At 48.7% G+C, this 21,199-nt stretch carries 20 protein-coding genes; 12 read left to right on the top strand and 8 right to left on the bottom strand.

Annotated elements, in window-relative coordinates; translation table 11 throughout:
• The first annotated feature begins 3 nt into the window (after nt 1-3).
• From spoVAE to skT53_RS11380, 4 genes are all read left to right on the top strand, one after another.
• Complete coding sequence (gene spoVAE, locus skT53_RS11395; RefSeq protein WP_200756994.1) at nt 4-354, top strand: stage V sporulation protein AE; 351 nt, start codon at nt 4-6, stop codon at nt 352-354.
• Nucleotides 355-454: 100 nt separating this feature from the next.
• Nucleotides 455-931 (top strand): ribonuclease E activity regulator RraA, encoded by a 477-nt coding sequence (rraA, locus tag skT53_RS11390; protein WP_200756992.1) that lies wholly within the window; start codon nt 455-457, stop codon nt 929-931.
• 31 nt (nt 932-962) lie between these two features.
• On the top strand, nt 963-2,168 hold the full coding sequence (locus skT53_RS11385; RefSeq protein WP_200756990.1) for an MFS transporter: 1,206 nt from the start codon (nt 963-965) through the stop codon (nt 2,166-2,168).
• A gap of 107 nt (nt 2,169-2,275) precedes the next feature.
• Complete coding sequence (locus tag skT53_RS11380; protein ID WP_200756988.1) at nt 2,276-4,078, top strand: aldehyde ferredoxin oxidoreductase family protein; 1,803 nt, start codon at nt 2,276-2,278, stop codon at nt 4,076-4,078.
• Between the two features lie 61 nt (nt 4,079-4,139).
• Here skT53_RS11380 and skT53_RS11375 read toward each other — a convergent pair whose 3' ends face one another.
• Nucleotides 4,140-4,409 carry a MoaD-like domain-containing protein gene (locus skT53_RS11375; RefSeq protein WP_200756986.1) on the bottom strand — a complete coding sequence of 90 codons (270 nt, stop codon included), beginning with the start codon at nt 4,407-4,409 and terminating at the stop codon, nt 4,140-4,142.
• 3 nt (nt 4,410-4,412) lie between these two features.
• On the bottom strand, nt 4,413-4,688 hold the full coding sequence (locus skT53_RS11370) for a ubiquitin-like small modifier protein 1 (protein WP_200756984.1): 276 nt from the start codon (nt 4,686-4,688) through the stop codon (nt 4,413-4,415).
• 345 nt (nt 4,689-5,033) lie between these two features.
• Between skT53_RS11370 and skT53_RS11365 the strand changes: the two genes are divergently transcribed.
• Nucleotides 5,034-5,939: a cation diffusion facilitator family transporter gene (locus skT53_RS11365; protein WP_200756982.1), complete on the top strand. Its 906-nt coding sequence runs from the start codon at nt 5,034-5,036 to the stop codon at nt 5,937-5,939.
• Here the strand turns inward: skT53_RS11365 and skT53_RS11360 are convergent.
• Together skT53_RS11360 and fadH are read right to left on the bottom strand one after the other, a co-directional pair.
• Nucleotides 5,860-8,100, bottom strand: coding sequence for an ATP-binding protein (locus skT53_RS11360; protein WP_200756980.1), 2,241 nt, complete (start codon nt 8,098-8,100; stop codon nt 5,860-5,862). The two genes, skT53_RS11365 and skT53_RS11360, sit on opposite strands and share 80 nt — an antisense overlap.
• Before the next feature lie 86 nt (nt 8,101-8,186).
• A complete protein-coding gene (gene fadH, locus skT53_RS11355) occupies nt 8,187-8,969 on the bottom strand; it encodes a 2,4-dienoyl-CoA reductase (protein ID WP_404828857.1) in 783 nt (260 codons plus the stop codon).
• A gap of 140 nt (nt 8,970-9,109) precedes the next feature.
• Here fadH and skT53_RS11350 point away from each other — a divergent pair, with 140 nt between their 5' ends.
• From skT53_RS11350 to skT53_RS11330, 5 genes are all read left to right on the top strand, one after another.
• Nucleotides 9,110-10,117, top strand: coding sequence for an outer membrane lipoprotein-sorting protein (locus skT53_RS11350; protein ID WP_200756977.1), 1,008 nt, complete (start codon nt 9,110-9,112; stop codon nt 10,115-10,117).
• Between the two features lie 160 nt (nt 10,118-10,277).
• Nucleotides 10,278-11,399: an alanine racemase gene (gene alr, locus skT53_RS11345; protein ID WP_200756975.1), complete on the top strand. Its 1,122-nt coding sequence runs from the start codon at nt 10,278-10,280 to the stop codon at nt 11,397-11,399.
• Between the two features lie 89 nt (nt 11,400-11,488).
• Entirely contained in the window at nt 11,489-11,764 is a 276-nt protein-coding gene (locus skT53_RS11340) for a CopG family ribbon-helix-helix protein (protein WP_200756973.1), read from the top strand.
• Nucleotides 11,765-11,767: 3 nt separating this feature from the next.
• Nucleotides 11,768-12,118 (top strand): type II toxin-antitoxin system PemK/MazF family toxin, encoded by a 351-nt coding sequence (locus skT53_RS11335; RefSeq protein ID WP_200756972.1) that lies wholly within the window; start codon nt 11,768-11,770, stop codon nt 12,116-12,118.
• A gap of 101 nt (nt 12,119-12,219) precedes the next feature.
• On the top strand, nt 12,220-13,434 hold the full coding sequence (locus skT53_RS11330) for an MFS transporter (RefSeq protein ID WP_200756970.1): 1,215 nt from the start codon (nt 12,220-12,222) through the stop codon (nt 13,432-13,434).
• A gap of 6 nt (nt 13,435-13,440) precedes the next feature.
• Here the strand turns inward: skT53_RS11330 and skT53_RS11325 are convergent, their stop codons facing one another.
• Entirely contained in the window at nt 13,441-13,995 is a 555-nt protein-coding gene (locus tag skT53_RS11325; RefSeq protein ID WP_200756969.1) for a helix-turn-helix domain-containing protein, read from the bottom strand.
• 282 nt (nt 13,996-14,277) lie between these two features.
• Here skT53_RS11325 and skT53_RS11320 point away from each other — a divergent pair, with 282 nt between their 5' ends.
• Nucleotides 14,278-15,528 carry an L-lactate permease gene (locus skT53_RS11320; RefSeq protein ID WP_226375443.1) on the top strand — a complete coding sequence of 417 codons (1,251 nt, stop codon included), beginning with the start codon at nt 14,278-14,280 and terminating at the stop codon, nt 15,526-15,528.
• A 59-nt stretch (nt 15,529-15,587) separates the two neighbouring features.
• Here the strand turns inward: skT53_RS11320 and skT53_RS11315 are convergent, their stop codons facing one another.
• The gene (locus skT53_RS11315; protein ID WP_200756967.1) at nt 15,588-16,979 is read right to left on the bottom strand and encodes a hypothetical protein; all 1,392 of its coding nucleotides are present in this window, start codon (nt 16,977-16,979) and stop codon (nt 15,588-15,590) included.
• Complete coding sequence (locus tag skT53_RS11310) at nt 16,976-17,491, bottom strand: RNA polymerase sigma factor (RefSeq protein WP_200756966.1); 516 nt, start codon at nt 17,489-17,491, stop codon at nt 16,976-16,978. Before skT53_RS11310 ends, skT53_RS11315 begins: the two co-directional genes overlap by 4 nt.
• 455 nt (nt 17,492-17,946) lie before the next feature.
• On the opposite strand from skT53_RS11310, the gene alaS reads away from it, so the two are divergent.
• The gene (gene alaS, locus skT53_RS11305; RefSeq protein WP_200756965.1) at nt 17,947-20,589 is read left to right on the top strand and encodes an alanine--tRNA ligase; all 2,643 of its coding nucleotides are present in this window, start codon (nt 17,947-17,949) and stop codon (nt 20,587-20,589) included.
• Between the two features lie 84 nt (nt 20,590-20,673).
• Here the strand turns inward: alaS and skT53_RS11300 are convergent, their stop codons facing one another.
• On the bottom strand, nt 20,674-21,156 hold the full coding sequence (locus skT53_RS11300; protein ID WP_200756964.1) for an acyl-CoA thioesterase: 483 nt from the start codon (nt 21,154-21,156) through the stop codon (nt 20,674-20,676).
• Nucleotides 21,157-21,199 lie beyond the last annotated feature (43 nt).

The raw sequence follows: 21,199 nt of genomic DNA, 5'->3' as shown, positions 1-21,199 counted from the left end.
AGGATGACGTATTTGTGGGCATTTTTGGTGGGAGGCGCGATCTGTATAATTGGCCAATTTTTGCTCGATGTAATGAAGCTGACTCCGGCGCATGCCATGTCAACGCTCGTCGTGGTAGGTGCCGTGCTGGATGGATTCGGCCTGTATGATCCGATGATTAAATTTGCCGGCGCAGGTGCTTCGGTGCCGATCACAAGTTTTGGCAACGCTTTGGTGCACGGAGCGATGGCAGAGGCGGAACATGATGGAATCATCGGGGTGATAACAGGGATTTTTGAAGTGACAAGCGCTGGTATTTCAGCTGCTATCATATTCGGATTGTTGGGGGCACTTGCATTTCGCCCGAAAGGATAAAGGCAGAGGAACAGAGAACGGGTCCCGTTTAGGGACTCGTTTGTTTTCATAAAGCGTGTTACACTAACTACAAAATTAAAGTGGGGGAGTATAAAAAAATATGAGTTTCAAAACGGCTGATCTGTGCGATGAGTTTTCGGAAGAACTGCAGGTGTGCGAGATTGGGTTTCAATCCTATGGAGGCAACCGCCGTTTTTCAGGTCCGATTGCGACGCTTCAAGTGTATGAGGACAACGTACTGGTTCGACAAGCATTGGAAACGCTTCCGGCAGGAACTGTACTGGTAGTTGACGGCGGCGGGTCGAAACGGTGCGCCCTGCTGGGAGACGTTTTGGGTGCAATCGCCGAATCACGCGGTTTGGCGGGTGTGATTATTAACGGGTGTGCGCGTGACGTAGCCGATCTTGCCCTGCAAAAAATCGGTGTGTTGGCAATTGGCAGCAATCCGCTAAAAAGTAAGAAAGAAGGCAAGGGTAAACGGGACGTTGTGCTTGAGTTTGGCGGTGTCAAATGGACGCCGGGCCATTTTGTGTATGCGGATGAAGACGGGGTCATTCTGTCCCCGCGTGCTTTGTGATAAGGAGTTCCGTTACTGGGAGGCATAAGAAATGCAGACGGTTATCAGAGGGAAGGAGACGGTTTTACAAGGACAGGGGAGTAAAACGCATTACCGGATTTTATACTTTATCTGTGCGGCGCATTTTTTGCAAGACTTGTTGACATCTTTGGTGCAGTCCATGCTGCCGGTTTTAAAAAATGCGTTCGATCTGAGCTATACACAGTTGGGGATAGTCGTTCTGGTGACGACTGCCATATCTTCCGTTTTTCAGCCGGCCATTGGGTTTGCCACTGACAAAAAACCATATCCGTGGTTGTTGCCGCTGGCTGCCGTGATAGCCGGGGCAGGTTTCGTAGGAATGGGGCTGGCCAGCAGTTATGCCCAGGTTCTTTGGATGGTGGCGTTGATCGGACTGGCGTCTGCTACGTTTCACCCGGAGGCGTCAAGAGTAGCCCATCTTGCTGCAGGACCTAAAAAAAACACAGCACAGTCGATTTTTCAGATGGGCGGCAATGCCGGGCAGGCAAGCGGGCCGCTGTTTGTGGCCGCTTTGCTGATTCCGCTAGGGATGCACGGTTCTTTTTGGTTGGTAGTTCCTGCCGCTTTGTCGGCTGTGACTCTTTGGGCGGTCTCTGTCTGGTATAAAGATCGCACATCGGTCAAAAAGCAAGCGGCGGCCGAAACGGTTACCTTCCGCTACGGGCCGTTACTTCTTTTGGTGGCGATCGTCCTGATCCGTTCCGCTTTACAAAGCGGGATTGCCAGCTTTCTTCCGGTATACTTTGTCGATGTCAACAAAGCATCAGTCACGTTGTCCGAAATGGTTTTGTTCGTGTTTTTGATGGCGGGTGCGGTAGGCACCTATTTTGGCGGCGCGTTGGCCGATCGTTTCGGAAAAAAACAGGTGTTGGTATACTCACTTGTACTGTCGCTGCCGTTTATTCTGCTGATTCCCTATCTATCAGGCGTTTGGGCATTCATTAATATTTTTTTCTGCGGATTTTTCGGCTTGTGCAGTTTTGCAGTCACGGTTGTATATGCGCAGGAACTTGTGCCGGGTAAAGTAGGCATGATTTCCGGACTGATGATTGGATTGGGATTAGGGGCCGGGGGGATTGGAGCTTCTGTATTCGGCCATTTGGCAGACAGCTTCGGAATAACATCGGCTCTCCGCTTTCTAGCAATTCTTCCGATTGCAGCTTGGGGGATTGGCAGTTTCTTACCGAATGACCGTGCCAAATTAAGAGCTTCATAACTTAACTTATATAGGCATACATTACTAGAAGGAATTTGAAACGTTCATATAGTATAATAAGAGTAGCATTGATTCTGAAAAATTTGTCTATTAGGAGGGGAAAAAGAATGAAATTGGGTGGATACCGTGATCGAATTGCCTGGGTCAATTTAACCGACGGAAATATTGACTACCGTCCGATCGGTGAGGAAAATGCCAGGAAATATGTAGGTGGACGCGGATTGGGTGTTAAATATGTGCTTGACAATGGTGCACAAGTTGATCCCCTTTCCCCAGATAACCTGCTTTGCGTCATGACGGGTCCGCTGACCGGAACTCGTATCAATATGAGCGGCCGGTTGGCTGTTGTCACAAAGTCGCCTCTGACTGGCACTGTTACCGATTCACATATGGGGGGATGGACGGCTGCCAGATTGAAGTGGGCAAATCTGGACGGACTCATTTTTAAAGGCAAAAGCAATAAACCGGTCTACCTGTATGTAGAGGATGGGAATGTAGAACTGCGTGACGCGTCCGATCTGTGGGGCAAGTCTACGCGGGCGACAATTAAAGTGCTGCAGGACCGTTATGGAGCAGAAGATTTGGCGGTCATGGCGATTGGCGTTGCGGGGGAGAAATTGGTAAAGTTTGCGGCCATTCTCAACGAAAACGACCGTTCTGCCGGACGCGGAGGCACCGGTGCGGTAATGGGCGCCAAGAATCTAAAAGCAATCGTGGTAAAAGCTAAATCGAACATGCCGAAACCGGCAGACGAAGAAAAATACAAAACGGCTGTCAGAAACGCCTTGAAAACGCTGATGGATTCTCCTGTTACGGCCCCCAACAAGGGAGGTCTGTCCCTGTATGGAACCAACGTTCTGATGAACGTAACCAATACGGTCGGCGCATTGCCAGGCAAAAACTCACAAGTTTCGCATTGGGAGGGGGCTGACGAAATTAGCGGTGAAACGATCCGGGATACGATTCTGGTAGAAGAACCGACCTGTCATGCCTGTCCGGTTGCCTGCAAAAAACTTGTCGAAGTGCCGGATGGAAAATACAAAACCCGAGTGGAAAGTTATGAGTATGAAACCGCCTGGGCGCTTGGCGCGAATTGCGGTCACAACAATAAAGAAGCGATTGCTTACATGCTTGACCAATGCAATGAATATGGCATGGATACCATCGAAATGGGGAACACGCTGTCAGTTGCCATGGAAGCTTACGAAAAAGGATTGTCTAAGGACCGTATCGATTGGGGCGACGTGGACGTCATGATCGATTGGATTGAGAAGACTGCAAAACGGGAAGGCGTAGGCAACATTCTTGCCGAAGGTGGAGCCCGTGCTGCTGCCGCATTCGGAGATAAGGATCTGGCGATGGCGGTTAAAGGGCAATCCATCCCGGCTTACGACCCGCGTGGGATTCAGGGAATGGGTCTTGCATATGCAACCAGCAACCGGGGGGCTTGCCACCTGCGCGGGTACACAGTGGCCAGTGAAATTATGGGTATCCCCGAACCGACTGATCGTCTGAAGCCGGAAGGGAAAGGCGCCTTGTTGAAGATTTTCCAAGACATGCACGCATTCTCCGATTCGCTCGATATTTGCAAATTCTCTTCTTTCGCAGAAGGTTTGCCCGAATATGCGGAACAGTACTCGTCTGTTGTTGGGATCGAACTTACACCGGAAGATGTATTGACAATTGGCGAGCGAATTTACAACTTGGAACGTTATTTCAACAATCTGGCTGGATTTGACGGGGAAGCGGACACCCTGCCGAAGCGCTTCCTGACAGAAGGAGGAACAGGAGGCAGTGCGGGTGAGGTTGTAAAACTGGATGAAATGCTGAAAGAATACTATCAGGTTCGCAATTGGGAAAACGGCAAAGTGCCGGAAGCCAAACTTCGCGAACTGCAAATTATTTCGTAACAGGTGAAAAAAGCGGTGGACCGGTCATACTCGGTCTTCCGCTTTTTTCTATGCGACCTGTTTATCCTCCGCCGCGCAGCGCTTTTAGACGAAATTGGGCAATCAGTCGGTCCACTTTTTCCGGATCTCCTGAAAACGTGATGAATGTCCTTGGGATACGGATGACTTTCGTGATTTCCACCCAATCTTCCGGCGATAAGTGAGCCGTCCACCCCTCTCCCGCGATCACAACATCTTCAGACAAGTGAGCGTCATCCACCTCTCTCCCGCCCATTTCCAGCAGAAATTGTTTGTACACATACTGATAAGATCCCCGAAATTCCAACCGCATCAATTAACCGCCTCCAACGGGAGGGATTAGAGCCACTTCATCGGTTTCCGACAATATGGTATCGAGACCCTGTCCGTGAATAATGTTTTTTCCGTTTATAAATACATGAACATGTTGATGCAACTGGTTTTCTTCATCGAACAACTCATTTTGAAAAGCTGGAAACTGCTCGATTAGACTTTGCAATAACTGGCCGATCGTTTGCCCATCCTTAAATTCAACGGAAACCTGCTTGCCCTTTACAATTTGCCGGAATGTGGCAAATACTTTTATTACCATATCGCATCCCCCTTGATTTTAGATTATCATAGAACAGAAATCGAGGGAACTGCCGTGGATCTGGAACGGTTTATCATTTAGTTTGACGCGTTCCTGACAATGTGAATAAATAGTGTAAATAGGCTCGCAGATCCACATGATTATTTTGGATAAATTGCCCGATTGTTTTCATCCGGTTTTTCCTCCTTTTACCGCTTTTCTATAGTCTAGGCAACAATCTTTTAATTTATACCCGGGATTGCTAGAATTCACTGCTTTTTGATAGACAGTTGAAATGTTTGGGAAATGGTGCATGAACAGACAGAAATACAGGATATAATGAGTGAGTGATGAGGAGGTGCCGGATTGAACCAGCGCGAGAGAGCAGGTAAACAAGCCGCTTGGATTTCTGTTGTTTCCAACGTGATGTTAACCATAATGAAGCTGGCGGTTGGATATTGGTTTCTCAGCAATGCGTTGATCGCGGACGGTTTTCATTCTGCTGCGGATGTGTTGGCTTCGGTCGCGGTTCTCTTTGCCATGCGAATTTCCAATCAACCGGCTGATGAGGAACATCCTTATGGACACGGTAAGGCTGAGGTGGTTGCTTCGGGAATCGTGGCGGGCATCCTGGCGGTTGCGGCTTTGGAAATTGCGGTGGGGTCCGTTAAGGCTTTCTTCGAAACGCCGCATGCGCCGCATTGGATCGCGTTTGCGGCAGCCGTATTTTCATGGATACTCAAACAGGTGTTATATTCCTATACGATGCGGCTGGGGAAAAAATATAATTCAGCAGGATTGGTAGCAACGGCGGTAGACCATAAGGCAGATGTGATTGCGTCTGTTTTTGCATTTGCAGGAATCGGGATTGCGCTTGCAGGCAACTGGCTGCAAATGCCTTCCTTGTACTACGCAGACTCAGTGGCCGCTTTTATAGTGGCGTTGTTAATTTTCAAACTGGCTTATGAGACCGGAAAAGAAGCGGTCGAAGTGTTGATGGAAAGAACGGTGGAACCGGACAAAGTGGAGTCGTTTGCCCGTACCATTTTATCTGTTCCGTATGTGAAAAGACTTGACCGGCTGCGTGCACGGGCACATGGCCACTACATCTTGGTTGATGTCCGAGTGGCCGTGCCAGGGACGATTACGGTCCAGGAAGGCCATGATGTGGCAAGTGCAATCCGGGACCGTATTAAACAGGAGAATCCAGATGTGGAAGAAGTATTGGTTCACCTAAATCCGTGGTATCGGGAAGAGGCATCCGAATCGTAAATGTGCTGCCTGCCGACTCGATACTGGTTGCCTCCAAGGTTCCCCCATGTTCCTCTACAATCTGTTTGCAGACAGATAAACCTAAACCGGTTCCACCCTTTTTGGTCGTAAAAAACGGATTGAAAATTTCTGACAGATCGTCTGCCGATATGCCAATCCCCGTATCGGACACTTGAATCAGCACCGCATGTTCGGGCAGCGATTTTTCAACTGAAACGGTTACTACACCGCCGCGTGGAGTTGCTTCTAAAGCGTTTCGCACAAGATTGATCATCACTTGTTTCATTTTTGTAATATCACAAACTATCGTTTGATCAAGCAGATAAAAATGGAGATTTACCCCTTTTAGAATCGCTTCGCTTTCCATCAGTATACGGACATCGTCGAGTATCATCCGCAGACTGACGGGCTGTCGTTCGCTCAGGTTCTTTCGTGACATACTCAAATATTCGCTGATAATTCCCAAAGCTCGTTCCAACTCTTCCAGCATGACCTGAACATAGGTTTCAAGTTTGTCCCCGGACGGAGAATCCCTGGCGATCAGTTGCAGAAACCCGCTTACCGCTGTTAACGGATTGCGTACTTCATGCGCCATAGAGGCGGCGATTTGGCTAAGAGAATGAACGAGATCGGCCTGTTTGGACAATTCACTCCATTGCCATTCGGTCGTCAAGTCCCGACCGATTAACAAAGCCCCCTGCGAATTGGAGGATTCGCTGCCGAGTGGAATGATATCGAGAGATAAATGAGACAACTGCCGGTTCAAAAATTTACCCGGCATCGAATGAGCGCGTGCCGAACGATTTGATAAAATGAGGCGCAGCAGTTCGGAAACCGATTTTTCCATATTGGTTTCGAAAATAGACTGCCCCAGCCAGTCGTTTCGGTTGGTGGATAAAATGGATTCAAACGCATGGTTCATATAACGGATGGTCCCTTGTTTATCGAGAATCAAAACTCCTTCGTTCAAGGATTCCAACAGTAATCTGTTTTGCGCCTGAAGTTGCTGCAAGAGATGATGTGCCTGGCTGTCAAAGATAAAGAGAACGATTCTTCCGATACGGTTTTGCACAACCAGGTTATAGGACTGTAATTGAACAGGGATTGCCTGTCCGTTTTTCGAATCGATTTGATATTCACCTTTTATTTCCTTATTCGATTTGCTTTCAAACAGATTCTGCAGGTCGTTGGATTTGCCGACTGGCTGAAACAGCTGACTGAGTTGTTCAGGCGACATGTCTTTTAGTTCTTGAAGTGTGTATCCGGACATTTTTTCAAAGGCCGGATTGATATATGTAATGTGTCGTTCATGGTCGATTGCCAGAATGGCTGTCGGCAGGTCTTGAAAAATATGGAGAACCCATTTCTGAAAAGAATAGATCGATTCAATCATGGGTCGGATGAAAGGGGAGCGATGAGCTTGTTCAAACTGATGCAGGGATAATTCGCTTTGCTCGGTGAAGAGCCATTTCGGCCATGACCGTAAAAATCGATTTTGAGCGGCCCCGCCCAATTGGAAATAGATGACAAGATAGGCCAGAGTTATAAAAGATACTGCGAGTGCTGCCAGAATGGAAGAGACTACCAGATAGTAGCGTTCGCGTTCTTTGATCTTCTCGTCGATGATCTGCTGAGGGATGCTGACCACAAGCAAACCGTACAATTGCCCTCCTTTGTTTAGCGGGTTTGTCAATACATACATAGGTCCCCGTGTCGAATTATCCACCAACCGAAAATCAGGATGTTTGGTTTCCGATACAATACGACTGGGGTAATCGGCAGGCAGGCGCTTAAACCAGGAATTTTTCGTTTCGCTTGCAGGCGCAGATGCGACAACACAATCCCGCGTTGTATCGTAAAACATCACATAAATGCCGTTTTCGGAAAACGATTCCGCGAGTGGTTGCAAAGCAGTGTTGAGATAAGAAAGTTGGATATCTGCGGGATGGGTTGACAGCTGTGCGGCCTCCAGCATTTCATCGAACGTCACCCCTTTCAATTGCTGCCTTGCCGCCCCTGAGATCTGCGTTAAGGTTTCGTTTGTTTGGGCAAGAAAGAATTGCCGTTCAGACTGACTCAAGAAATAATATGGGAAAAAGCCGCCTAACAACCCGACCAGGCAGACGAGGGGAATGATCAGTTTTTTAGAGGTAAACTGCATAGGAAAAAGCCTCCGACTACAAACGGATACTACAAATATTAACGCATAGACAACCAATAATTTCAAGTACTTACAAAAAAGGGGGACTACCGAAGCAGTCCTCTGTTCAACCAAGCGGCTCCGTCCAATGTCACCACTTCGCCGCTCATGTAGGAGGCATAAGGAGATACCATAAATGCGGCAAGATGCGCCACTTCCTCCGGTTTTCCCAATCTTCCAAGCGGAATGCCCGCTTTCACTTGCTGCTCCGCTTGCGGGTCCCCCCACAACCGATCGGCACCGCCCGTATTTTCGATGGGTCCGGGTGCGATGGCATTGACGCGGATTCCATATTTTCCCCACTCGGCCCCCAATGTGCGGGTCATCGCGACAACTCCGGCCTTGGCGGATGCGGAGTGAATGACGCCAGGGCTGCCGGTCCAAGCGTATGTCGCAACGATATTCAAGATGCTGCCGCCCCGGCCTTCCTCAATCCAACGTTTTCCGACCGTTTGCGAGCAGTAGAATGTCCCGTTCAGGACAATGTTGACTACCGAATTCCAACCGTTGAACGAAAGGTTTTCTGTCGGGCAGATAAAGTTGCCTGCCGCATTGTTGACCAGGATATCGATTTTGCCAAAGCGGGAAATCGCTTCCGTTACTAAATGTTCAACCTGCTCAGGATGGCGTACGTCACATTGAACAGGCAGTGCTGAAACGCCTCGCTGTTCAATTTCGGATGCTGTTTTTTGCAAGTTTGCCATATTTCGGCTGGCAATTACAAGGGTGGCTCCCATCTCGGCAAACTGCAGGGCCATCGCTCGGCCAAGTCCAGTCGCTCCACCGGTAACTATCGCCACCTGTCCCTGTAATGCTTTTTCCATATTCATTCTTACCCCTCCCTATTTATAAAACGTTCGCTATGCACTTCTCGGAACCCTTCCGTTTTTCAGTTGACTTGTACTATTTTTCGGACTTGCCGAATATCTTGAAATCAGATCACGGGGACAGCCGATAAAGGGGTGGTGCTATGCGCAAATCATTAAGGGTAGTATGGGTAATGGTATTTGCCATATGCGTGGGATTGGCCGGTTGTGGAATCCGGTCGGCGGATGATGTGGTAAAAAATTTGCAGAGTGTGCAGAAGAATCTGAAGTCCTATAAGAGCACCGCCACCATGACGGTGCAGACGCCATCATCCACAAGCAAATATTATATTGAAACGTGGTATCAGGCGCCAGGCAATTACCGCATCGCGCTGGGCAATGAGAAGAAAGAGATCTCGCAAGTTATATTGCGGAATGAGGATGGGATCTATGTCGTCAATCCGCAGTTAAAAAAGAGTTACCGTTTCCGAGGCGATTGGTCGGAAAATCAAGGCGGGCATGTGTACCTCTATCATGCATTGGTTGACCGGATTTTGCAGGCAAAGGATAAGGAGTTGTCAATTCGGAAAGATTCAGTGCTTATTAACATGTCTATGCTGCCGGAAAATCCGATCATAACGAAACAGCAAGTGCTGCTTGATGACCGGAAATTATATCCGAAACAGATGGTACTCTTCAATAAGGAGAATCAACCGATTGTCACCGTCGATTACGAGTCGTTTGATACAGGAATGAATTTCCAGAAGGATGCGTTTACTCCGGAAGCGGCAATGGCGTTAGCCAATACGGATGGTACGGTGGCGGTGGCGGGGGGGAAATCCGATTTTGGCGTGATAGAACCTGCCTATCTGCCGAAGGGGATGACGTTGAAAGACGTAAAAGAGCAGGATCAAACCATCTATCTGGTTTATACAGATGCACAAGGAAATGTGGCAACGATTACGGAAGCAAGGGCGGAACCGGGCGCAGTCGCTTTGCCATCCGGTAAAATGCAGGATCTGCTCGGCACGCCTGCCATCGTAACGGGCAGTGGAAATGTGAAGACGCTGTATTGGACACACCAAAATCTGGAGTTCTCGCTTACATCTTCCTTGCCGGTTCAGGAAATGACGAAAATGGCGCAGTCCACCATGTCAGCGATTGGCAAATAGGATGTGAGGTCAATCATCCCGGTAAATAAAAAAACAGCCATATTGCATCGGCATGGCTGTTTTTTGCATGTATATTTCGTGTAGGGGAAAGACAGCGGCGCTTGACGCCATGCTTGTACGTTGATACGCTTGGGAAAACGGGAAACGAGCGTGACCTTATATGATTCGACCGACGTGGGCGGAAATCAATCTTTCGAATATTGCCCATAATGTTCAGGAATTTCGTAGAGTTCTTCCCTCGACTACCCGCATCCTGGCAGCTGTCAAAGGAGACGGATATGGACACGGTGCCATCCCGGTCGCCAAACAGGCAATTGCCAGCGGGGTCGACTATTTGGCCGTAGCCAGCGTGGAAGAAGCAATCCCGCTGCGGGAGGCAGGAATTGAAGAACCGATTTTGATATTGGGATATACCCCTCCGGAAGCGGCAGAACAAGTCATTCGCTGGAATTTGACGCAAACCGTATTTCAAAATGATCTGGTGGACGCTTTGGAGGCCGCCGCCAAGCGAACGGGAACCAAAGCGCGTGTCCATGTAAAGATCGATACGGGTATGGGGCGAATCGGGCTGCAGGCGGAAGAGGCGATTGGGTTTATAAGAGATTTGGCGCGGCGGGAATGGATTGAACTGGAAGGTGTGTTTTCCCACCTGGCTACCGCTGATGATCCGGATCCGCGCTATGTAAGGAGCCAATTTTCCAGATGGGAACGGTTGTTGCAAGAATTGGATGATCATCTGATACAGATTCCGCTGCGGCACTTGGCAAACAGTGCGGCGGCCATAAAATTTCCGGAAATGGCATATGATATGGTTCGGATTGGCATTTCGTTGTACGGACTTTATCCGGGCAAACAGGTTGACCGATCCCTTATAGATCTTCGCCAGGCCATGCAGTTTGTTACGAAGATTGTGCATTTGAAAATGTTGCCGCGCGGGGCGGGGGTATCATACGGTGCAACACCGGTGGAACGGGAGCAGGCGTTGATTGCTACCCTCCCTGTCGGATATGCAGATGGATATTCACGGCTTTTGTCCAATAAATCGTCCGTATTGGTTCGCGGTCAACGGGCTCCGATCATAGGCCGTATCTGTATGGATCAATGCATGATTGATGTGACGGATATTAAAGGGGTTTCCGTAGGCGATCAGGTGGTGTTGTACGGCGAACAAGGCGACGAGTTTATTTCATTGGATGAGATTGCTGATTTAATTGGAACTATCTCCTATGAAGTGGCTTGCGATTTGGGAAAACGGGTGCCCAGGCTGTACAGATTTGAGTAAAACTAAAGGAGATTTCAGACTTTTGACAGCGATAGAGAAACTTGGGTATAATACCAGAGTGGGCAATAGGTCATTGTCGGGGGTGCCGGATGTTGTCAAATAAAAAAAGGATAATGGTCAGTATTCCGAATCATCTTCTGCAGGAAATGGACGGTATCGTGGAGCAGGAGAAATCAAACCGCAGCGAACTGATTCGCCAAGCAATGCGTTTGTATTTAAATGAGCGGAAGAAACGATTCATCCGAGAAACCATGCAGCGCGGTTATATGGAAATGGCCAAAATCAATTTAAACATTGCCTCGGAGGCGTTCCTGGCGGAAGAAGAAGCGGAGACAACACTAGAACGGCTTGTAAGCGGGGTGTAGCCCTTGAGTGTCAAGCGTGGGGATGTTTTCTTTGCTGAATTATCACCCGTGGTCGGTTCCGAACAGGGTGGGTTCCGCCCCGTGCTCATTCTCCAAAATGACATCGGCAATCGATTCAGTCCTACTGTAATTGTGGCTGCTATTACCGCCCAAATTCAAAAAGCGAAACTCCCTACCCATGTAGAGATCAAAGCTGATAAAGACGGACTGGAAAGAGATTCGGTTATTCTTCTGGAACAGATTCGCACTATTGACAAACAGCGGTTAACAGATAAAATTACGCATCTGGACGATGAATTGATGTCTCGTGTGAATGATGCATTATTGATTTCGCTTGGATTGATTGAATTTTAATTTTAAAATACAACAACAGCTCGTGGGAACGGGCTGTTTATTTTTTTGCCGTTGCCATACAATCGAATTGAAAGCAATCGTACGGGAACAGGAGGCGGAATATGGGCAAACAACGCAGTCAAATTTGGCAGTATGCCGTTATAGGAACATTGTTGACGATCGCGACGACTGGTTTCGGCAGAATGGCATACGGAGTGGTGATGCCGTTTATGCGAGACAGTCTCCATTTAAGTTATGTGAATGCGGGGCTGTTGGGTACATCCACCGCGTTTGGGTATTTTGTCATGGTCGCGATTGCCGGATGGTTGGCTGCCCGCTGGGGGAGTAAACAGGTCGTAATGTTGGGAACCGGTTTAACGGGACTTTCTTTATTGGCGTTGGCGTGGGTGTCTTCATTTCATGCAGCGGCCGTATGGATGTTCCTGGCCGGTGTGGGAACAGCCTTTACATATACGCCATTGGCTTCTCTGCTTGTTTCCTGGTTCCCTAATCGACGAGGCCTTATGATCGGCTTTCTTGCCAATGGCTTAGGGCTTGGGGCTTTCATTGCAGGGCTGGTAGTACCTTGGTTAGTCGATTTGTTTTCAAATTCCGGATGGCGGATTGCGTGGGAATCGTTTGGCGTTTATGGTCTGATTGTCGGGGCAATGGCCGCTTTTATTTTAAAAAATCCCCCTGCAGCAGCATCATACTCAAAAGAGAAGCGGCCCAATCTGTTATCGGCCGTTTACAGAAAAAAAGAAGTTTTGCTGGTGGCCTATATTTATATGTGTATTGGTGTGGCTTATATCATACCGCCCACCTTTTTGCCGGGCTTCATGCTGGAGCATCAGGTTGATCCGAAAGTAGCTGGCATTGTCATGGCAATTGGCGGATTTTTATCGGTTTTCAGCGGCCCGGTATGGGGAGTTTTCTCCGATCGAGTCGGCAGACGAATGTCTCTCCTGTTATCGTTAACCGTAGTGGCAATCGGGACGTTGCTGCCCATCTTGCTTCCCGGTCTGGCCAGTTTTATCATCTGCCAAATCCTGCTTGGCAGCACAGTCGGCGGCATGTTGGCATTGATTCAGGCTGCTTCAACGGAGCAAGTCCCCACTTCTTTGGCGCCGGTGGCGCTCGGTTACGTGACATTATTTTTTGCGGCCGGTCAGCTGCTCGGTCCTGGATCTGCCGGCTGGATTATTGACCACTTAGGCGGTTTTAACCAAGCGTTCTTATTTGCGTTCCTGATGCTTTTGCTCGGCATTGGCTTTACGTTCAAAATGCAAAAGGAGCGCCAGGCACATTCCCGAAACGACCGGGTGTCTGTAAGCTGATACAGATCATCCTCCCGCTGTGTTGGAATCGATCACCAGATAATAATGACATTCCGCTTCTCCGATGTTAATAAAACGGTGTTCCACATTCGCCTCAAAAAAAATGGAATCGCCTTTCTGCAACAAATAGGTTTGGTTATTTAAAATGGCCTGCAAACTCCCTTTCGCAACGGTGATATATTCTTTGACGCCCGATTTGTGCGGCGGAAAGGTACCGGAATCGCCGCCGGGAGGAATAATGTTTAAAATAAACTCAATGCCCCGTGCGGGGAAAGCAGGGGACAGCAGATGCCGTTCAAAACCGGAGGAAGCGTCCCGGTAAACCTGCCGCTGTTCCTTACGAATCACCACAACTTGATCCGTCTCAGGTTCTCCTAATAAACGTGATAATGTAGTGTCCAATCCCTCCGCGATTTGACAAGCGACCTGCAGCGTCGGGTTTTTTTCTCCCCGTTCGATTTGGGATAACATGGAGCGGCTTACCCGACTGCGTGCGGAAAGATCCTGTAAGGTGAGCCCTTTTTCGATTCTTGCTTTTCGTACATGGGTTCCAAAACTCATCAAAGGAATCTCCTTTCCTTGTTTCCGCTATAGTAGAAAATTTCTTGAATTTTACATAATTTACACACTATAATAGAAATTGATTTACTATAGTATATAAAGAAAACTTGGCTTTCGCCAAGCCTTTGGCGCAGGCGGAAGCAAAGTTCCACCCACCAAAGTGGCAAGCACTTTGGTGGGATCCTCTTGACCTTATGTCGATAGGATAAAATTTATAAATTCCTATCGACCAAAGAAAACAAACGGTAGCCAAGTGAGGAGAGGGGGATTCGGTTGTCGCCCGTGCTTTTTGCCGCCATTCCGTTTCTTGCTGTGCTGTTCCTGCTGCTCGTGAAAAAAAGGGGGACAGCTGAAACCAGCTTGTACGGACTCGGTATAACTTTACTGATCGCAGTTTTTGTTTTTGGATTGTCCTGGAAGCAGTCGCTTGTTTCTTTATCGCACGGACTTTCTCCCGCTTTTCGGGTCGTTTATGTAGTGGTTATGGGCTTGTGGTTCTATCAATTGCTTCGTCGTACCGGAGTGTTTGACAAATTCCCCGATCTGATTGATCGCTTATCAGAGAATCCTTTGCGGCGGACGTTGTTCGTAGTGGCGGTGATGGGGCCGTTTTTTGAAGCGGTAAGCGGATTTGGGGCAGGAATTGTGTTGACTGGGCCGCTTGTTTTGGCGCTCGGTTACCGGGGCATGCAGGCAGCTGTACTTGCCCTGCTCACACAAAATGCGGTCCCATGGGGAGCGATGGCTGTCGGGACTGTACTGGGATCGGAAATCGCAAACGTTCCCTTGCAAACGGTCGGCGTATTGTGCACGATATTTTCATTGCCTCTTCTGCTGTTTTGGATTTTTACAGCAGCTCTGACGGCAGTTGGATGGCGTTTGGCGCTTCGACAACTTCCGGATGTATTTTTAACAGCGGGACTTTTGGGCGGGAGTTTGTATGTTTCCAACCGATACTTGCAAGTTCCAACCGCAGGGGTGACAGCGGGGCTGATAACCGGATTCCTGTTAGCAATCGTTTGGAGAAGGAAGCAACAGAAAAGCGATTCGGGTAAACAGCCTTTGCGGGATACGTGGCAGACGCTGTTGCCTTATCTTGTTTTTTTGCTTTTTCTCCTGAGTGATCAACTGCTCCATCGAATTCCGGAAGCTGCAAAGTGGCTCTCCGGTTCTATTCTGGACAGTCCGGGCACGGTCATGTTGATTACATGCCTGATTCTGTTGCGGTTATACAAAATTTCCATCGGCGAGGTTTCAAACAGTGTGCGGGACACCTGGCGGCAATCGCGACCGACCGTTATCTCGACGATTTGCTTTGTGGCGCTTGGGATGGTCATGAAAGACGCGGGCATGATTGGTTCGATCGCCGGGTGGTTGGCAAACTATGGCTTCCCCATCCCGCGTTGTATTAGCGGCTGTGATTGCGGGATCTGCCGACAAAGAAGCGAAATTGATGAGGAAAATCGGTCTGTTTGCGCTGATCGTGATCGGAATTGCAGCCGTAACTTTTGCGGTTTTCCGTATCTAAAATGAAAGAAGGCTCCCGTTTCGGTGAAACGGGAGCCTTCTTACTCAATGATTATCCTGACGGTTTATTTTTGAGGGTTTGCTTGCTGCGGATTGATGTCTTTTAGATTGACGACATTTCCTTTGAAATCATAATATTTGCCGCCATGATAAATGAAAAACCGATCAAGCGTACTGTACCAGCGGTTCTCTTCCTTTACAACCTTCGGATCAAGCGGCCCAACGGTTACAATCACCCGATCCCCTTTATTAAGGGCCAATCGAAGCCCTTCTGGCATGTCTTGATTAAAATCGATATTGATAAAGGAAGAAGGTCGAATCGTTCCGTTAGGAGCTTGGTCTGGATCGGTTAGGATTCTGATGCTGTGTATTTGTTGAACAAACTTGTCATCCCGATACTCGGAGATGTAGATTTCAGTTACACGTCCGCCTATCGTTTGACCGATTTTATCGAGACTTAAGTAATAGGGCGGCGCATCATCCGTCGTTAACGGGGAAGTTGACGTTTTTTCGACTTCCCAAACTTCCTGCCGCAGAACAAACAGAACAAATACTTCGTTTTTGCCTGCCTGAAAGTCGGATTTTGCATTCGGTTCCAATGTAACATTCAAAACGGCTTTACCTGTCAATACCCGATCTTCTGTTTGCGGATCGGCCGTAAAACTCTCAACGGTTATTTCTTTCGTGCCGGCAGGTTTATGGGGTCCGTTAAAATAGGCTGAAATACTTTTTGCAAATTCAGATTGCTGCGGATCCGGGGTTGCCTGTGTGTCGGCGGTTGCGTTGGTGTTGTCCGGTTTTGCCGCTGCGATTCCCTGCATTCTGGCTGGGCTCTTCGCAACTTTTGCTGCTTTGGCGGCATCGGCAGGAACTTCAACAGACAGAGTGCTGTCAGTTCCGTTGTTTGGCGGAATGGGCAGGTCGCTGGGACGTACTCGGGCTGCCGACTTGTCGTCACCTTTAAGAGCGGGATTGTTTAATAATCCCTTCACAGCGTCGGGCAGTTTGCTTCCTTCACTATCCCCTGTGCTGTCCGAAATGGCTGGCGGTTTCGCAGGTTCCGTATTCGATGAACCGGGAGCGGAAGCGAGTCCGGTTGTCGCAGATGGATTGCTTAAAGCGACAGGCGAGCCGGTCGTGAACCCGGTCGAGCGATTTTGGAAATGGTTAATCAGAACGCCAGTTCCAACGGCGAGCAGTATAGTTGCCACAGCAGCCACATTGGATATGCTCTGCCAAGGTTTTTTGCGGTTTTTCTGAACGATCTGTCGGATTGTATCGCGGTTGGGAAGCAACGAACGGCTGGGCTTCGGATATTCAATCGAACGAAGGCTTTTCACAATTTGCTGAATCTCAAACGCTTCTTGCGAGCATGAGGAACAAATTTCAAGATGCAAACGGATCTCTTCCGATTTTTTGCCTGACCATAATTCGTTTAAAACATCGGCGCACTTCACAGAACTTCACCTCCTTGTCGAAACAGATTGCGCAGCCGGTCTTTTAGCCGGAACACCCTTGTTTTTACATTGGCTTCGGAAATATTCATAATGTCGGCCACTTCTCGCACAGACAAATCGTTTTGAAAACGAAGTATCAAAATATGGCGATCAATTTCCGGCAGATCTTCCAATAAACTTTCCAGCAAAATTTTTGAATTCGATGCGTTTTCAAACGACTGGGTTGCGGCGGTTTCGGTCAGTTCTTCAAACTGCCGCACTTTTCTTTTTCGCAGAGTATCCTTATATGTGTTTAACACCAAGGAATATACCCACGTCTGAAGTGAACTGTCGCCTCGATATAACGAGAGCTTGGTACATATTTTGTAGAGCACTTCCTGAGCCAAATCTTCCGCATCGTGTTGATGGCGTGTTAAATGGTAGGAAAGACGATAGACAAACGGTTCCAATTCTTTTAAAAGGGAAGTCATCGCTTCTTCATCAATCAGCGCTTGTCTGATAAATTCCTCCATGGCAACATCCTCCTTCCTGCCATTTTACAACCATTCTAATCCGTCTGACGAAAAAAAGCGGAAAAAGGTTACAGACCATTTTCGCACAAAACTGGAAACATATGGTGCACCTTGTTGACGATGCCATTTTACATCGCTATAATAGTTGAGAATAAAAAGTGTGAGATCTTCCAAAAGCGATGCGGAAGTGAAGTAAGACGCAGTCCACAGTCAGAGAGGGAACCTCCAGGCTGAAAAGGTTGCTCTGTGAAGGGTGTCTGAATGCTGCTTCCAGGCAAATTCATCCTTTTCGGTTTGTGTCCGTTACTGCACATCAAGGCGATCTGCCATCGAAAGCCATTTTACTCGGTATGTGGCCAGGCAGATAATCAGGGTGGTACCGCGAGAGCAAATCCTTTCGTCCCTGCAGTGGACGGAGGATTTTTTTATTTACTACCAAAAATCAGGAGGAAATTATGAAATCGGCAGAAGTTCGCGAAAAGTTCCTTCGTTTTTTTGAATCGAAAGGGCACGACATCATGCCCAGTGCCAGTCTGGTGCCCTACAATGATCCGTCGCTGCTGTGGATTAACGCGGGAATGGCACCGCTCAAGAAATATTTTGACGGCAGCGAAATCCCCAAAAATCCGCGAATGACCAACTCGCAAAAATGCATTCGCACAAATGACATTGAAAACGTAGGGAAGACAGCAAGGCACCATACGTTTTTTGAGATGCTGGGCAATTTTTCGATCGGTGACTACTTTAAACGGGAAGCGATTCATTGGGCGTGGGAGTTTTTGACTTCTCCAGAGTGGATCGGATTTGATAAAGAACGGTTGTATGTCACCATCTATCATGAGGATGAAGAGGCGTACAAGTTGTGGCACGAGGAAATCGGCCTGCCCGACAATAGAATTGCCCGTACAGAAGAGGACAATTTCTGGGATATCGGGGAAGGACCGTGCGGCCCCTGTTCGGAAATTTTTTACGATCGAAATCCGGAAAAAGGCCAGCCGGAACAATTCCATCCGGATCTGGATGGCGGAACCCGCTTTCTGGAAGTGTGGAACCTTGTATTTTCACAATTCAACCATAATCCGGATGGCACCTATACGGAACTTCCGAAGAAAAACATTGATACGGGGGCTGGCTTGGAACGGCTGTGTTCCCTGCTGCAAAACGGGGAAACCAATTTTGACACCGATTTGTTTCTGCCGGTGATTGAGGAGACAAGCCGGTTGGCTGGCAAACCCTATCGCCAAAAAGAGGAATGGGATGTCGCGTTCAAAGTGATCGCGGACCATGTAAGAACCGTTACGTTTTCAATCGGAGACGGCGCTTTGCCATCCAACGAAGGACGTGGCTATGTGATCCGCCGGTTGCTTCGCCGCGCTGTTCGGTACGGAAAAGTGCTGGGAATTGAGAAGCCGTTTCTGTATCAGTTGGTGAAAGTGGTTGGCGACATCATGGGCGGCTACTATCAGGAAGTGCTGCAAAAGCGGGAGTTTATCGAACGGGTGATCAAAGCGGAAGAAGAACGTTTCTCTGAAACGCTGCATGAAGGGGAAGCGATTCTGGCAGACGTGATAAAACGGGTACAATCGGAGAAAAAGTCGGAAATCCCGGGCGAAGAGGTATTCCGGCTTTACGACACATACGGTTTCCCGATCGATTTGACAGAAGATATTGCGATGGAGCATGGATTGTCGGTTGACCGTGAAGGATTTGAACGAGCCTTGCAGGAACAACGGGAGCGTGCCCGCGCTGCGCGTAAGGACGTTTCTTCCATGCAGGTTCAAAATACTGTATTTGATGAGCTTGGTCAGTTGACGTCCAGCTTTGTCGGATACAACAACCTGGCTGCCGCCGGTAAAATATTGGCGATTATTAAAGACAATCAAATTGTAAAATCGGCTCAGGAAGGCGACCAGGTCGACGTGATTCTTGACTATACTCCGTTTTATGCTGAATCGGGCGGACAGGTAGCCGATAAAGGGATTATCTCCGTGGGAGAAAAGGCACAGATGCAGGTGCTTGACGTGCAAAAGGCGCCAAATGGCTATCATGTCCACAAAGTGAAAGTGATCTCCGGTGAAGTGGATGTATTTGATACGGTGGAAGCTTCCATCGACACGGAAAAACGGGCAGATACCGTGAAAAACCATACAGGCACCCACTTGTTGCATAAAGCGCTGCGAGAAGTGCTCGGTGAGCATGTGGCGCAGGCAGGTTCGTTGGTGGAAGCGGATCGTCTCCGGTTTGACTTCTCTCATCTAAGCGCCATGACTCCGCAGGAATTGGCAGCGGTGGAACAAAAAGTGAATGAGCAGATTTGGGCGAATGAACCGGTTGAAATCCGTGAGATGCCGATTGATGAAGCGAAAAAAATGGGTGCGATGGCCCTGTTTGGTGAAAAATATGGCGATGTTGTACGCGTTGTAAAGGCGGGCGACTATTCAATTGAGCTGTGTGGCGGCTGTCATGTAAACCGGACGGGTGAGATCGGCCTGTTCAAAATCGTCTCCGAATCTTCAATTGGCGCAGGAGTGCGTCGTATTGAGGCGGTAACCGGGCGCGGTGCGTATGAATACATGAAGCAACAGACCCAGTTGCTGGAAGAAGTGGCAAGCAGGCTGAAGTCGAATGTGCAGGACATTCCGTTCCGGATTGACATTCTGCAGTCTAACGTGAAGGAACTGACGAAAGAAATAGAAAGTCTGAAAGGCAAGCTCGCTTCCTACGAAGTAAAAGGCCTGCTTGACAAGGTGCAGCAGGTGGATGGCATCCCGTTCATTGCAGCGGAACTGTCAGGGCTCGACATGGAGAGTCTGCGCAGTGTGGCGGAAGATCTCCGCAACCGAATCGGTTCGGGCATCGTCGTGGTGGGCGGCGCCAACGATGACAAGCTGAACTTCGTCGTGGCGGTTTCAAAGGATCTTGTAGGCAAAGGTTTGCAGGCAGGCAAGATCGTCAAAGAGGTGGCGGCGATTACTGGCGGTGGCGGCGGTGGCAGACCCGAACTGGCGCAAGCGGGCGGACGGGATGTTGCCAAGTTAACGGACGCTATCGGCCAGGTGCCGGAAATTTTGAAAAACCAATTGGTGAATGCAAAATAAATAGGATTGTCAGGAACTGCTGTAAAAAGAACTGCTGTTAAAAAGCACCGCGCCGGTATTCCAACCCGGATGCGGTGCTTTCTTTCAATATACGAACTTTTCTCGTCTTTGTTTGCGATGAGCAGCGCGATCTTTGGCAAGCTCGAACTGGTATTTTTCCGCATCCGTTTCCGGTTCAAGCGGGGGTACTTCGACGGGGCGCCCTGCGTGGTCTACCGCGACGAATGTCAAAAAAGAAACGCCCGTTACGCGCCGTTCCCCTGTTCTGCTGTTTTCTGCCTCAATTGTCACCATGATCTCCATTGACGTACGGCCTGTCCAGGTAACGACTGCCCGCAGTAAAATCACTTCCCCCAGACGGATAGGAGACAGAAAATCCAAGCTGTCAAACGAAGCAGTGACAACCGATTGGCCGGAATGACGGGAAGCGGCGATCGATGCGATACGGTCCACATACGACATGACCTCCCCGCCAAAAATGGTTCCCAATGCGTTGGTCTGGGCGGGGAGTATAATATCTGCCATTTCCACTTGCGATTCGGCAGGTTTTTTAGGGGTTAATGACATAGAGTTTCTCTCCTTTTTGATTTGATTGGTTCAGGTTCTGTTG

Origin of the sequence: Effusibacillus dendaii (assembly GCF_015097055.1) — a bacterium.
Taxonomy (GTDB): Bacteria; Bacillota; Bacilli; order Tumebacillales; family Effusibacillaceae; genus Effusibacillus; species Effusibacillus dendaii.
The sequence above is the reverse complement of the archived record's forward strand: the minus strand, read 5'-3'. Positions and strand labels throughout refer to the sequence as shown.

Excerpts from the sequence above, each read along its gene's own strand:
- skT53_RS11380 (WP_200756988.1), top strand. The coding sequence starts at position 2,276 with ATGAAATTGGGTGGATACCGTGATCGAATTGCCTGGGTCAATTTAACC.
- rraA (WP_200756992.1), top strand. The coding sequence starts at position 455 with ATGAGTTTCAAAACGGCTGATCTGTGCGATGAGTTTTCGGAAGAACTG.
- skT53_RS11300 (WP_200756964.1), bottom strand. The coding sequence starts at position 21,156 with ATGTCATTAACCCCTAAAAAACCTGCCGAATCGCAAGTGGAAATGGCA.
- skT53_RS11330 (WP_200756970.1), top strand. The coding sequence starts at position 12,220 with ATGGGCAAACAACGCAGTCAAATTTGGCAGTATGCCGTTATAGGAACA.
- skT53_RS11340 (WP_200756973.1), top strand. The coding sequence starts at position 11,489 with ATGTTGTCAAATAAAAAAAGGATAATGGTCAGTATTCCGAATCATCTT.
- fadH (WP_404828857.1), bottom strand. The coding sequence starts at position 8,969 with ATGAATATGGAAAAAGCATTACAGGGACAGGTGGCGATAGTTACCGGT.
- spoVAE (WP_200756994.1), top strand. The coding sequence starts at position 4 with ATGACGTATTTGTGGGCATTTTTGGTGGGAGGCGCGATCTGTATAATT.
- skT53_RS11385 (WP_200756990.1), top strand. The coding sequence starts at position 963 with ATGCAGACGGTTATCAGAGGGAAGGAGACGGTTTTACAAGGACAGGGG.
- skT53_RS11350 (WP_200756977.1), top strand. The coding sequence starts at position 9,110 with ATGCGCAAATCATTAAGGGTAGTATGGGTAATGGTATTTGCCATATGC.
- skT53_RS11360 (WP_200756980.1), bottom strand. The coding sequence starts at position 8,100 with ATGCAGTTTACCTCTAAAAAACTGATCATTCCCCTCGTCTGCCTGGTC.
- alaS (WP_200756965.1), top strand. The coding sequence starts at position 17,947 with ATGAAATCGGCAGAAGTTCGCGAAAAGTTCCTTCGTTTTTTTGAATCG.
- skT53_RS11325 (WP_200756969.1), bottom strand. The coding sequence starts at position 13,995 with ATGAGTTTTGGAACCCATGTACGAAAAGCAAGAATCGAAAAAGGGCTC.
- skT53_RS11310 (WP_200756966.1), bottom strand. The coding sequence starts at position 17,491 with ATGGAGGAATTTATCAGACAAGCGCTGATTGATGAAGAAGCGATGACT.
- skT53_RS11375 (WP_200756986.1), bottom strand. The coding sequence starts at position 4,409 with ATGCGGTTGGAATTTCGGGGATCTTATCAGTATGTGTACAAACAATTT.
- skT53_RS11370 (WP_200756984.1), bottom strand. The coding sequence starts at position 4,688 with ATGGTAATAAAAGTATTTGCCACATTCCGGCAAATTGTAAAGGGCAAG.
- alr (WP_200756975.1), top strand. The coding sequence starts at position 10,278 with ATGATTCGACCGACGTGGGCGGAAATCAATCTTTCGAATATTGCCCAT.